Genomic DNA, 12,319 nt, shown 5'->3' with positions numbered 1-12,319 from the left:
CCTTTACAAAAATTTTGCTCTTTCTTTTATATAAACTTCAATACTTCTTTTTGCAGTATCATCAATGGCATTATTATTATTTGCAAAAGATAAAGCTTCTGTTGGACAAACTTCAACACAGGCTGGGCCATCTTCTCTTCCTATACATAAATCACATTTAACCGCAATACTTTTTGCACCAACTTCTGATTCAATACCTAAGTTATATTTAGGTTCAGTAATATAGTCAACAGAAGGCATTAGCTCTGCTTCTGGTCTAATTGCACCAAAAGGACAAACTAAAGTACACATTTTGCAACCTATACATAACTCTTCGTGCACTAAAATAGAATCTTTACCAAACTCCAATGCCCCAACGGGACAAACATTTGCACAAGGGGCATCATCACATTGTCTACATATATTAGGTACCGTTCCACTAAATGTTCTAGTCACAACTAATCTTGGAACTGCTAATTTACCTCTTTCGTATGCAGACTCATAACATGCCGCCATACATGTAGCACACCCTATGCAAGTATTTGGATTTGCAACAACAAATTTATTATTCAACGCTAAGCTCATAACTATCTCCTTAATGTTTGATTTAATTCAGATAGATGCATTTGCACATCTGTTTAATCACGAATTTTGAAAAGTATAATTTTTTTCATTTAAGCAACTAGTTGATAAATATATAATCACACTAACTGCACCAATTTTTTTCTTATTCTTCACTTCTGTCTTAATACTTTAAAAATTATAAGTAGTATAAATACTTAAATATAATTTAAAAACTTCCAAAATTTTAATATATTAATAATTTTTTTTCTGTCAGGGATATGACAAAATAAAAAAAGTTTTAAAATTTAAAATAACTTTAAGATATGATTTTTTATCAATAATGTCGAATTCATGAGGCTATATAGAGTAAATTATTTTTATTTCTGTCACATCGCTGACACTTTTCCCATAATTTTTTACATAAAATTATTTTATTAGATATATAATTATTTAATAATAATTATTTTTAATAAGTAGATTTTGATAAATTTATTTAGCTTTATGATAACAAAAGAATAATATTGCTAGTATTTTTGAAGTTAAGCTTAAAAGATACTTTTACTTTAAGGATGAAAATGGATTCCAATAGATTAAGAATTGATTCAATTAATTTAACAGAGATTTTGTCTGAAGAGGATTTTTCTTCATTAAAAACAAAGAAGTTTAAAAAAGGAGCTTTAGAGTATGAAGATGGAACTTTGACACTTTATGTATTTAAAAGTGGAAAAGCAAAAGCCATGATTTATGAAGATGGAGAAGAGTTTGTTTTATATTTTTTAAAACAGAACAATATAATTATTCCTGAGACTTCATGTAGTATTGAATTTTTAGAAGATAGTGAAGTTTATTTAATTGATGCAGAGAAATTTACTTATTTGTTTGCTAATAAAGAGTTTTCTACCTCTGTTATTAGATCTCTTAAACACAGAGCAGAACTAGAAAGAAATATAATTAAAAATCTTGTTTTTAAATCTTGTAAAAGAAAAGTTGCATTATTTCTAATGGAAATTGCTACAACACAAGATACATTAATAGATGGCAAATATTGCATAGATTTAAATTTATCTATTAAAGATCTTTCAAGTTTTATTGGATCAAAGCGTCAAACAGTATCAACTATTATGAATGATTTAATAAAGAAAAATATTATAGGAAAAATTGATAAAAATAGACTTATAATTCATCAATTTAATAAACTTGAAAACTATGATTAGTTTTATCAATTTTAAAATATTCCATTATCAACATGTAGGCTAAACAAATTTAGCTAAAACACTTGGTCTATTTTTCATAAAAAATCTAAAAGCGAAAATAAAAGTAACTATCTCTGCGCAAGACAAGGCTATAAATATTCCTATATTCCCAAAAACAAAAGGTAAAGTAAAAATAAATATCATAGGAAAAATAAAACTTCTCATAATAGCTATTAGTCCAGAATAAAGTGGTTTTTGTATTGATGTTAAATATGCACTTGCTAACATGTTTAAGCCTGAAAAAATAAAAGCTGGCCATACATATGAGATGAATTTTAATGTTATCTCTTTTGTTTTTATATCATTATCATTGATAAAGATATCTATCAATGACTCTGGGGTAATTATCACAAATAGAGTTAAAACTATTTCTACACATAAAATACTTACTAATCCTAATTTTAAAAAACTTTTCATTCTATTGAAATATTGTGCACCATAATTCTTACTAATAATAGCTTGCAAAGAATCTGAAACAGCATAACTAGTCATAATGCTAATTGTTATAAAATAACCAACAATAGTAAATGAAGCAATACCCAAAGGACCAAAGTTTTTTAGCAAAATATAATTAAAAATTAAGATGGTAATACCTACTGATGATTCATTTACAAACTCAGAAGAACCATTTTTTAAAGCATTAAATATACTTAAAAAACTCCCCTTTGGTTTTATTAATCTAAGTGTTGTCTTTTTCATAAAAAAATGTGGAAGTAAAACAAATAAAATAACAACTTGTGAAATACCAGTAGCATATGCAGCACCATTTATGCCCCAATCAAGTTTTACTATAAAAATATAATCTAGAACAATATTTACAAGTGAACTTATAACTAAAGCCAAAAAAGATAAATTTGGGTTTTCATCTACTTTTACAAAATAATCAACAGTAATCCCTACCATCAGAAATGGTAAAAATTTTAAAATAGTAGGAAGATAATTTAGGGTTTCAACTCTTAATTCATCTTTTACATTTATTAAATCTAAGACCTTCTCTATATTTAAATAAAGTAACAAATTCAAAGAAATTGAGAGTATTACTATTACATAAATAGCTTTTGAAAAGACATTTGAAGCTTCTACTTTATTGCCCTCTCCCATTAATTTACCAGTTATTACTGAACTTCCAACTGCAAACATCAAAGCAAATCCAAACAAGATATTAAACAGTGGGAAAGATACATTGATTGCTGCTAAACTTACAGAACCCACATAATTTCCTACGAAATATCCATCAATAATACTAGCAGATGAAACTGCTAAAAAGCCCAACATAGAAGGAATAACATATTTGAAAAATAGAATAAAAGGTTTCGATACAAGCATAAATTTTCTTTTGTAGATTTTTTTAGAAATGATACTCTAATATTTTAGAAGTAAGCTTTAATATGAGATGTAAAAATTACATCTCATAAGTACTAGAAGTCACTTCTTTTTTCCCTACAAACTCTTTATCATCTGCACTTTTCAATACAGCTTTTGAAATATGGTCAGTTTCTACTGCTATAGTATTTGTTTGAGTTGCAATAGATGCATTTTGTTGTGTTTGTTTATCTAAACTATTAACTGCATCATTAATTTGTTCTATTCCTTGTAACTGCTCTTTTGATGCCATCTCAATATCAGAAATAAGATGAATAGTTTGAGAAATATTTTCATTTAGCTGAATATACCCTTCTATCATTTTTCCAGCTATTTCTTTTCCATTATCAGCTTTATGACTTGCATTTTCAACTATATCTTTAATCTCTTTTGCAACTTCACTACTTCTATTTGCTAAGTTTCTTACTTCTTGTGCAACTACAGCAAAACCTTTTCCAGCTTCACCTGCCGTTGCTGCTTCTACTGCTGCATTTAGTGAAAGAATATTTGTCTGAAAAGCAATATTATCAATAGAAACTATTGCTTCACTGATTGCTTTTACTTGCTCATTAATTTCATCCATAGATACAGTTGTCTCATTTGCAAGTTTTTCTCCATCACTTGCAGAGTTTAATACATTTTGAGTTAATGATGACATTTTTGATATATTTTCAGAATTATTTCTTATATTTCCAGTTATCTCTTCTAATGCAGCAGAAGTCTCTTCTAAACTTGCCGCTGCTTCGTTTGTAGAATTATTTAGCTTGCTCATATTATCAAGTAATTGTCTTGAGCTATCATCTAATTTAAGCCCTATTGATTTATTTTCAATAAGCATTTTATTTATTATCTCTGCTAATTCATTTAATCCAACTGCAACCAATCCAGAGTCATTTTTTATTCTTTGAGTAAAATTAAGATTTTTAAATTGTAAAAGTACATCTTTTAATTGATTTACATTTTGGCATACATTTGTACTTGTTACATTAAGCATCTCATTGAAAATCTCTTTTAATTCTTCAAGACTACCATTATTTGTACTTACTTTCACTCGTTTATTCAAATCACCATTTTTTGCACTATTAACTACAGCTTTAACTTCTTCAATAAGTCTTAAATCTTCTTTTATTAAAATTTCTGTTCTTTTTATGTTTTTATTAATTACTTCAGACATTTGAGCAAATTCATCTTCGCCTTTTACCTCTAAAAGTTTTACATTTGTACTTTCTTTATTTATATATTTAAAAAAGTCTAAAAGACCAGTATTTAGTTTCTCAAGAGGACTTCCCACAACTTTTGAAGTAACAATAAGTAATAAAATTGAAATAATAATTAAAGTAATAATAAAGGCAATTGAAATATAAGTAGTTGCTTTTTTACTGAAAGAATAAACATCATCAATTGTATCACTTACTATTAAAACCGCATTAAATCCTTTTAGATGCTTTACATATGCAATTTTTTCAATATTATCAGTATTTGTATATTTTATAAGTCTATCTTCACCTTTTATCATATCTTTAAAAGTGAAATTTCCTTTGTTATCTTTTACATCTAAAAGATTTTTACCTTCATTTTTTGGATGAATAATTAAATTACCTTTTTTATCCATCATAAAAGCATATCCATCATTATTGATTTTTATATCTCTAATATCTTTTTTTAGAGAACTTAAAGCAGATGTAAAATCATATCCAATGAAAAGGATTCCAATAACTTTATTATCCCTTAAAATTGGTTCATATACCACATAATAATCTTTCCCAAAAAGCTTTACTTTCCCATAAAAAGTTTTACCTTCTAGCATAGATTTCATTGCAGGTGACTTTTGTCCTAACATTGTTCCAAAAGCTCGAGTTCCATTCTCTTTTTTTAATGTAGTTGTTACTCTTACAAAATCATCACCCATTCTTGCAAAAACTGTAGCAATTACACTTGTTGTCTGAGTATATTTTTCTAAAGGCTCAAAATTATTATTTAATAATGTATTGCCATTATAAAAAGCTGGAGCATCTATTTTTCCTACTTTTACTATTTTTTCTTTATCTATATTGTAAGAATCAGGTAAATATGTTTTTATAACATTTAAATACCCTTTCATAACTTCATGTAAGTTATTATCTAATGTATTAAATGCAATTGCAATATGCTCTGCACTACCTTGAAATTGATTTTCTGATTCTTGTATAGATTTATTTGCAATAATATTTGATAATATGATTGTAACAATAACAAATACTACAAAAAGAGTAGATATTATATAAGCTAAAAATTTTGATTTTAGAGATTTAAATTTAATCACTGTAATTCCTTATTATTATTTTTTGAAATAATATCATAATTTTAGTAAAAGAAAATTTACCATTTTTATTTTTCTTAAAAAAACTTAAATTAAATTAATTAATAAATTTTTAGTTAAAATTGATCATGAAATGTTTACTATGTGAAAATTTGTCTTTTAAAATAATATGCAAGTCCTGTGAGACAACATTACTTACTCCTTCTTTTTATAAAAGAGAAGTTGAAGAAGGATTTTATAATTACTCTTTTTACTCTCTTAGTGAACTTGAAGACTTACTCTCTTCAAAATATTATTTTTTTGGAGATAAGATTTTTAATATACTTGCAGAACTCTCTTTTAAAAAATTTGCTTCTACTTTTAATAATAATGGAAAAATAATAGCTATACCTATTGATGATCATTCAAGACATGAGTTTTCCCATACAGCAATTTTAGCTCGTGCATTAAATTCGAAAAATATCAAACCCCAATACAATGCCTTAAGGGCAACAAATATTGTCAAATATGCAGGAAAAGATAAAGAATATAGAGAAAAAAATCCAAGGCGTTTTAAATTAACAAATATTTATGATAAAACAACAATTTTGTGTGATGATATAATTACAACTGGTGCTACAATTAGAGAAGCCAAAAAAGCTTTAGAGAAAAAAAACAATAAAGTATTATTTTCTTTAACCCTAGCTGATGCAAAACTTTAATACCATAAAATAAAAGATTTATTTATCTTTTATTTTTCTTTTTACTTTTTTTATCATATCTTCTATCATTAATATTTCATTTTCAAAAAGCTCTTTTGAATTATTTTCAAACTCTTTTTTTTCAATCTTTTTTTCAATCTTCTCTTTTTTATTTTCGAGTTTAATTAAAGCCTTTTCAAACTTCTTATCCTTTTTTGATTCAAAAAAACTGTTTATTTCAGCAATTAGTTTTTTAACTTTCATGTTCTTCTCCTAATTCTAACAAAATTTTATCTTCAACCCAAAGTATAGTGGTAATATCTATAAGTTTTTTACATATATTAAGAGTAAAAGATAAATCATTTATAAGGTTTGTTATCATTTCACTACTTGTTGTTTTTGCTTTTATAATATTATCAATTCTCTTACTAGACATTAAATCCAAAGAATTTAACTTTTGTTTTAATGATTTAGATTTAAACATTTTATCAATATCATCTAAATTATGATTTTGCCTGATATCTTTTAGTTCTATAAGAACCATTATAATCATATCTTCTAAAAAATCATACTCTTTTTTTATATACTTGTTAATGCAGTTTTTGTGAATATCAATATTTTTTTGCAATGTTTTTATATTATTCAATAACTTAATCATCTGTCCAGCTATTAACTTAAACATATTCACAATTTTGATATCTTCATTTTTCATATTTTTTTGTGATTCTATTCCATATTTGAGTATTTCAACATATAATGATTTTAAATTTTCTTTATAGACTTTATCTATTTTAACATTATTATTTATTTTTGATTTTTCTTTATATCTATTTAAAAAAACATCCTCATGTTTGATATTCATCAAATGCATAATTGCTTTTAAAAAATTAAAATAAAGATTTTGACTCTCTTTTCTAAGACTTATTAATGCCGTTTTGGGAATCTTAATAACTTCTTTATTCAAATATTTTGGACTTGCCCAAGATTTAGTTTTTGGCACAAATAATTTTTGTAAATAAACAACTAATTTAGGTATAAAAGGTGCTACAATAATTATTGCTGCTACATTAAAAATTGTATGAAACATGGTAAGTTTTATTACATAATTATCAAAATTTAATCCAAAATAATGAGCAACAAAATCTATTAAATAAATAATTTGATAAATAAAAATTATGGCAAAACTAGCAGAAACCAGATTAAATATAAGTTGAGCAATTGCCAAGCGTTTACCATTTTCATTAGAACTTAAAGAACCAAGTATCGTTGTAGTAGTACTCCCAACTTTTCCACCAATCATTATTGCTAAAGCAGTCATATAAGTAATTTGAGTACTTGCTAAAGCAGTTAAAATAATAGCCATACTTGCAGAACTAGATTGAATAATAAATGTCATAACTGCACCAATTAAAAAATAAATTCCAATCCCCAAATATCCATCAGTAACGAAAGTAGATAAGTCTATAAAGTTTTTTAAAGAAGAAAATCCATTAATCAAATAAGATATTCCAAGAAATATAAAACCTAAACCAAGTAATATATTTCCAAATCCCTTATATTTCTCATTTTTTGAAAATCTAAAAAAAATACCAAAAATAAGTATTGGCATAGCATAATGAGAAATTTTTATTTTAAGTCCAAGCACAGATATAAGCCATGCAGTTGTTGTAGATCCTAAACTAGAACCTAAAACCACTCCTATTGCTTCACCTAAACCTATCAAGCCTGTTCCTAGGAATGATATCAATATCACACTTGTCAATGAAGAACTTTGTATTATAGAAGTTATAAGAAAACCACTTCCTAATGATTTAGGTAAGGTATTTGTAAATTTTTCTAAAATCCTTTCAAAAAAACTACCAGAAAAGAGTTTAAAGCCCTCCTCCATAAAAAATACACCTACTAAAAATACTGCTACTCCTGCAACAATTATTTTTGCACTTTCATAAGTAAGTATGAAATAAGCTAACACTAAAAAAAGTATTGGAAAAGATATTTTTTTTACCATTTCCTCCTCCTCTCTTCATATTTTAAATTATATCACATAATATATAACTTATATATATTATATAGTCTTTATATATTTTTTAAAATTAAAGCTATTAACTACTTAATAATTTTAATTAGATATAATATTTATATTACAAATGTAGGATAATACGTGATTGGAATAATTGATTATAATATGGGAAATTTAGCAAGCGTTTACAATGCTTGTCATTTGTTAGATGCAAAAGCATCAATTGTAAAAGACCCAAGTGAACTAAAAAACTTTGATAGAATAATTTTACCAGGTGTTGGTGCTTTTGCAGATGCAATGAGTAACTTAAATACTACAGGTATGAAAGAAGCAATATTAGAGTATTCAAAAACTGGTAAACCTATGATTGGGATTTGCTTAGGTATGCAACTTCTTTTTGAAAGTTCACAAGAGTTTGGTCATAGTGATGGATTGGGTCTTATAAATGGTGAAGTTGTAAAATTTGATAAAACTAAGATGCATGAAGATTTTAAAGTACCACATATGGGTTGGAATACAATTATAAATAATAATGACCCTTTATTTGATGGACTGAAAAATCCATATTTATATTTTGTTCACTCTTTCCATGCAGTTACTAGTGAAGAAAATATTATTGGAAAAACAGTTTATGGATATGAGTTTGTAAGTGCTGTAAAAAAAGATAATATTTATGGTTTTCAACCTCATCCAGAAAAATCACATGATAATGGAATTCAGATTTTAAGGAACTTTACAAAACTATAAAAAGGATATATCATGAGAACAATAGCAATATCTGGAGCTAGTGGATTTGTAGGTAGTAGTTTAACTAAATTCTTTAGTAATTTAGACTATAAAATTCTTCCTATAAAAAGAGAAATTTTAAATGATAAAACTAAATTGGAAGAGTTACTTAATAAAAGTGATATATTAATAAACCTTGCTGGTGCAAATATAATAAATAGATGGAGTGAGAGTTATAAAAAACTTCTTTACTCAAGTAGAATAAATACTACACAAAAATTAGTATCTGCAATAAAAAACATAGATAATCCACCAAAATTATTGATTTCAACTTCTGCCGTTGGTATATATGACAATAAAGCAACTTATGATGAAAATGGAACTTATTCAAATGATTTTCTATCATCAATTTGTCAAGAGTGGGAAAAAGAGGCTTTAAAGGCAAAAAGTGAAAAGACAAAAGTCTCTATTTTTAGATTTGGAATAATTTTAGGAAAAGATGGTGGAGCTTTACAAAAAATGATACTTCCCTTTAAATTAGGACTAGGTGGAGTAATAGGAAGTGGAGAACAAGCATTTTCATATATCCACATAGAAGATTTACTTGAAGCTTATAAATTTGTAATTGAGAACTCTTATGAAGATACATTTAATTTAAGTGCACCAACACCAACTACAAATAAAGGGCTAACTCAGGCTTTAGGAAAAACACTAAAAAGACCTACTATACTTCCAGTACCAGAATTTGTTTTAAATATAATTTTTAGTGAAGGTGCAAAAGTCTTAACAGATGGACAAAGTGCCTTTCCTAAAAAATTATTGGATTTAGGTTTTGAATTTAAGTATAAAACAATACAAGAGACTATAGAAAACTTATGTAAATAAAGGATAGCATTTATTATGGATATATTACCAGCGATTGATTTAAAAGATGGAAAAGCAGTAAGACTAAGCAAAGGTTTAATGGATAGTGCAAAAATCTATTCAGATGAACCTTGGATGGTCGCAAAAAGATTTGAAGAACTTGGAAGTAAATGGGTTCATATAGTTGATTTAAATGGAGCATTTGAAGGAAAACCAGCAAACTTAGAACAAATCAGAAAAATAAGAGAAAACTGTAATCTTAAAATTGAACTTGGTGGAGGTATTCGTGATGAAGAGACTATCAAAATGTATCTTGAACTAGGAGTTGATAGATTAATTTTAGGTTCAATTGCAGTAAAAAATCCACAATTTGTAAAAGATATGGCTTCTCGTTATCCAATTGCTGTTGGAATTGATGCGATGAATGGAATGGTAGCAGTTGAAGGTTGGGCAGAAGTATCTACTATGGAAGCTACAACTTTGGCTAAAGAGTTTGCAAATGCAGGTGTTCAAGCTATTATTTGTACAGATATAAGTAAAGATGGGATGCTTTGTGGTGTAAATGTAGAATTCACAGAATCAATTGCCCTTGCTAGTGGAATAGATACAATTGCTAGTGGTGGAGTAAAAGATATAAATGATATAACAAACTGTAAAGCAAATGGAAATATTGCTGGTGTTATAGTTGGAAAAGCTTTTTACGAAGGGTCACTTGACTTAGAAGAAGGATTCAAAGCTTTATAATATGCCTTTAAAAAAATTCAATACAGATAGTATTTACAATAAACTTGTAAATGAAGAAGATGCAAGAGTTTGCAAAGCTATAGATGAAAAAGCTTGTAAAGTGGTACCTGGTAATTTTTTTCTAACTCTTATTAGTTACTTCTTTACTAAACTTGCAGATGCAATTTCTAATACAAAAATAATTTTACCTTGGATAATGCATAGCTTAAATGTTCCTGTATTTTTGATCAGTTTTTTAGTTCCAATTAGAGAATCAGGCTCACTTCTTCCTCAACTTTTTATAGCAGCTTATATTAGGAAACTTCCTCTTAGAAAATGGACTTGGGTAATTGGCTCAATCTTACAAGCCTTATGTATCTTTGGAATTGGTCTTATAGCTTGGAATTTAAAAGGAATAAATGCTGGTTTAGCAATTATTGCATTACTTGTACTTATGAGTTTAGCAAGAGGATTGTGTTCAGTTGCAGCAAAAGATGTAATAGGTAAAACAATTCCTAAGACCAGAAGAGGTGCCTTAAATGGACTTTCTGCAATGCTTTCAGGTCTGCTTGTTGTTGTCCTTGGAGTCTATTTTTTATTAAATGGAGAAAAACCTTTTTCTTCCCAAAACTTTGGAGTACTACTTTTTATCGCTGGAGTTTTTTGGATTTTAGCAGCAATTATATATTCACAAATAAACGAGTTCGCAGGGGAAACACACGGTGGAGGAAATGCCTTTACTGTAGCTATTAAAAAACTATCTATTTTAAAAACTGATAAACCATTTAGACTTTTTGTGATAACAAGAGCACTATTTTTATGTTCAGTTTTAAGCGCACCCTTTTTTGTAATCATAGCTAAAGAACACTCAAATGATGATACTTATTTATTAGGTCTTTTTATTCTTTCAAGTGGATTAGCAGATTTATTGTCTGCTAACTTTTGGGGTAAGTTTTCAGATGTATCTAGTAAAAGAGTCATGCTTTGGGGAGCAACAATTGCTACAACTGTAGGTTTTATTGTATCTTTAATTTATTATTTTTATTCTCAGCTTTTTTCATATATATGGATTATGCCTATTATCTATTTTGTTTTAAGTATTGGGTATCAAGGTATAAGAATTGGAAGAAAAACATATATAGTTGATTTAGCAGAGGGAAATAAAAGGACAGATTATGTAGCTGTTAGTAATACCTTAATTGGAATAATATTACTTTTAAGTGGTTCAATTGGAACTCTTAGTTCCCTAATTGGAGTTGGTGGGATTATTTTATTTTTATCTTTAGTAGGTGTAGTCGCAATATTTTTAGCAAAAAAACTTCCTGAGGTTCAAGAAGATTAATTACAATTAAAATTTAATAAGTTTTATTTCTTACTTTTATTTAATATAGGTTCTAATTTTGATTTTAGTGTATCTGCGTTAAATGGTTTTACTATATAATTATTAACTCCACTTTTTAAAGCTTCTATAACTTCTGTTTTCCCACCTTCAGTTGTTATCATTAAAATTGGTGTATGTGCGTATTTAGGTAATTTTCTAACATTTTGAACAAACTGTAATCCATTCATCCTTGGCATATTCCAATCTGTTAAAATCACATCATAGCTATTTGTTTTTACTTTTCCTAAGGCAACTAATCCATCTTCTGCTTCATGAATATAATCAGTAGAGATGCCTAGTTGTGTTAAAACATTAACAATGATTCTTCTCATAGTTGAGCTATCATCTACAACCAAAACTCTTAAATTCATTATTTTCCTTTAACTAAAAATAAATTATATTAAGAATATACTTAAAACTACTTCTTACTTTTGCTTTAATTATAAATAATTTATATTAAATCAACAT

The 12,319-nt window shown here is 26.9% G+C and carries 12 protein-coding genes; 6 read left to right on the top strand and 6 right to left on the bottom strand.

Annotation, left to right across the window (positions count from 1 at the left end; genetic code table 11):
- Positions 1-3 precede the first annotated feature (3 nt).
- Positions 4-564, bottom strand: a complete 561-nt coding sequence (locus tag ACNI3D_RS03775) for a 4Fe-4S dicluster domain-containing protein (protein WP_419768303.1) — start codon at positions 562-564, stop codon at positions 4-6.
- Positions 565-1,118: 554 nt separating this feature from the next.
- On the opposite strand from ACNI3D_RS03775, the gene ACNI3D_RS03770 reads away from it, so the two are divergent.
- A complete protein-coding gene (locus tag ACNI3D_RS03770) occupies positions 1,119-1,757 on the top strand; it encodes a Crp/Fnr family transcriptional regulator (RefSeq protein ID WP_164969734.1) in 639 nt (212 codons plus the stop codon).
- Positions 1,758-1,796: 39 nt separating this feature from the next.
- Here the strand turns inward: ACNI3D_RS03770 and ACNI3D_RS03765 are convergent, their stop codons facing one another.
- Together ACNI3D_RS03765 and ACNI3D_RS03760 are read right to left on the bottom strand one after the other, a co-directional pair.
- Entirely contained in the window at positions 1,797-3,122 is a 1,326-nt protein-coding gene (locus tag ACNI3D_RS03765) for an MATE family efflux transporter (protein WP_419768302.1), read from the bottom strand.
- A gap of 76 nt (positions 3,123-3,198) precedes the next feature.
- Entirely contained in the window at positions 3,199-5,460 is a 2,262-nt protein-coding gene (locus ACNI3D_RS03760; protein ID WP_419768301.1) for a methyl-accepting chemotaxis protein, read from the bottom strand.
- 149 nt (positions 5,461-5,609) lie between these two features.
- On the opposite strand from ACNI3D_RS03760, the gene ACNI3D_RS03755 reads away from it, so the two are divergent.
- Positions 5,610-6,158, top strand: coding sequence for a ComF family protein (locus tag ACNI3D_RS03755; protein ID WP_419768300.1), 549 nt, complete (start codon positions 5,610-5,612; stop codon positions 6,156-6,158).
- 18 nt (positions 6,159-6,176) lie between these two features.
- Here the strand turns inward: ACNI3D_RS03755 and ACNI3D_RS03750 are convergent, their stop codons facing one another.
- Both ACNI3D_RS03750 and ACNI3D_RS03745 read right to left on the bottom strand, forming a co-directional pair.
- Positions 6,177-6,401, bottom strand: coding sequence for a hypothetical protein (locus ACNI3D_RS03750; protein ID WP_419768299.1), 225 nt, complete (start codon positions 6,399-6,401; stop codon positions 6,177-6,179).
- Positions 6,391-8,145, bottom strand: a complete 1,755-nt coding sequence (locus tag ACNI3D_RS03745) for a Na/Pi cotransporter family protein (protein WP_419768298.1) — start codon at positions 8,143-8,145, stop codon at positions 6,391-6,393. The genes ACNI3D_RS03750 and ACNI3D_RS03745 overlap by 11 nt, the downstream gene beginning before the upstream one ends.
- Positions 8,146-8,298: 153 nt before the next feature.
- Between ACNI3D_RS03745 and hisH the strand changes: the two genes are divergently transcribed.
- From hisH to ACNI3D_RS03725, 4 genes are read left to right on the top strand one after another with little or no spacing between them, the layout of a single operon-like run.
- Positions 8,299-8,904, top strand: a complete 606-nt coding sequence (gene hisH, locus ACNI3D_RS03740; RefSeq protein WP_419768297.1) for an imidazole glycerol phosphate synthase subunit HisH — start codon at positions 8,299-8,301, stop codon at positions 8,902-8,904.
- Between the two features lie 12 nt (positions 8,905-8,916).
- Positions 8,917-9,768 carry a TIGR01777 family oxidoreductase gene (locus ACNI3D_RS03735; protein WP_419768296.1) on the top strand — a complete coding sequence of 284 codons (852 nt, stop codon included), beginning with the start codon at positions 8,917-8,919 and terminating at the stop codon, positions 9,766-9,768.
- A 15-nt stretch (positions 9,769-9,783) separates the two neighbouring features.
- Positions 9,784-10,491, top strand: coding sequence for a 1-(5-phosphoribosyl)-5-[(5-phosphoribosylamino)methylideneamino]imidazole-4-carboxamide isomerase (hisA, locus tag ACNI3D_RS03730; protein WP_419768295.1), 708 nt, complete (start codon positions 9,784-9,786; stop codon positions 10,489-10,491).
- Position 10,492: 1 nt separating this feature from the next.
- Positions 10,493-11,812: an MFS transporter gene (locus ACNI3D_RS03725; RefSeq protein ID WP_419768294.1), complete on the top strand. Its 1,320-nt coding sequence runs from the start codon at positions 10,493-10,495 to the stop codon at positions 11,810-11,812.
- Positions 11,813-11,835: 23 nt separating this feature from the next.
- Here ACNI3D_RS03725 and ACNI3D_RS03720 read toward each other — a convergent pair whose 3' ends face one another.
- Positions 11,836-12,222, bottom strand: a complete 387-nt coding sequence (locus tag ACNI3D_RS03720) for a response regulator (RefSeq protein WP_129100038.1) — start codon at positions 12,220-12,222, stop codon at positions 11,836-11,838.
- Positions 12,223-12,319: the final 97 nt, after the last annotated feature.

The sequence above is a fragment of the Arcobacter siniprincipis (SeqCode) genome (genome assembly GCF_048571125.1).
Lineage (GTDB): Bacteria > Campylobacterota > Campylobacteria > Campylobacterales > Arcobacteraceae > Arcobacter > Arcobacter siniprincipis.
The sequence above is the reverse complement of the archived record's forward strand: the minus strand, read 5'-3'. Positions and strand labels throughout refer to the sequence as shown.

Coding starts and splice junctions, on each gene's coding strand:
- ACNI3D_RS03765 (WP_419768302.1), bottom strand. CDS start 3,122: ATGCTTGTATCGAAACCTTTTATTCTATTTTTCAAATATGTTATTCCT.
- ACNI3D_RS03750 (WP_419768299.1), bottom strand. CDS start 6,401: ATGAAAGTTAAAAAACTAATTGCTGAAATAAACAGTTTTTTTGAATCA.
- ACNI3D_RS03720 (WP_129100038.1), bottom strand. CDS start 12,222: ATGAATTTAAGAGTTTTGGTTGTAGATGATAGCTCAACTATGAGAAGA.
- ACNI3D_RS03770 (WP_164969734.1), top strand. CDS start 1,119: ATGGATTCCAATAGATTAAGAATTGATTCAATTAATTTAACAGAGATT.
- ACNI3D_RS03775 (WP_419768303.1), bottom strand. CDS start 564: ATGAGCTTAGCGTTGAATAATAAATTTGTTGTTGCAAATCCAAATACT.
- ACNI3D_RS03735 (WP_419768296.1), top strand. CDS start 8,917: ATGAGAACAATAGCAATATCTGGAGCTAGTGGATTTGTAGGTAGTAGT.
- ACNI3D_RS03725 (WP_419768294.1), top strand. CDS start 10,493: ATGCCTTTAAAAAAATTCAATACAGATAGTATTTACAATAAACTTGTA.
- ACNI3D_RS03745 (WP_419768298.1), bottom strand. CDS start 8,145: ATGGTAAAAAAAATATCTTTTCCAATACTTTTTTTAGTGTTAGCTTAT.
- hisA (WP_419768295.1), top strand. CDS start 9,784: ATGGATATATTACCAGCGATTGATTTAAAAGATGGAAAAGCAGTAAGA.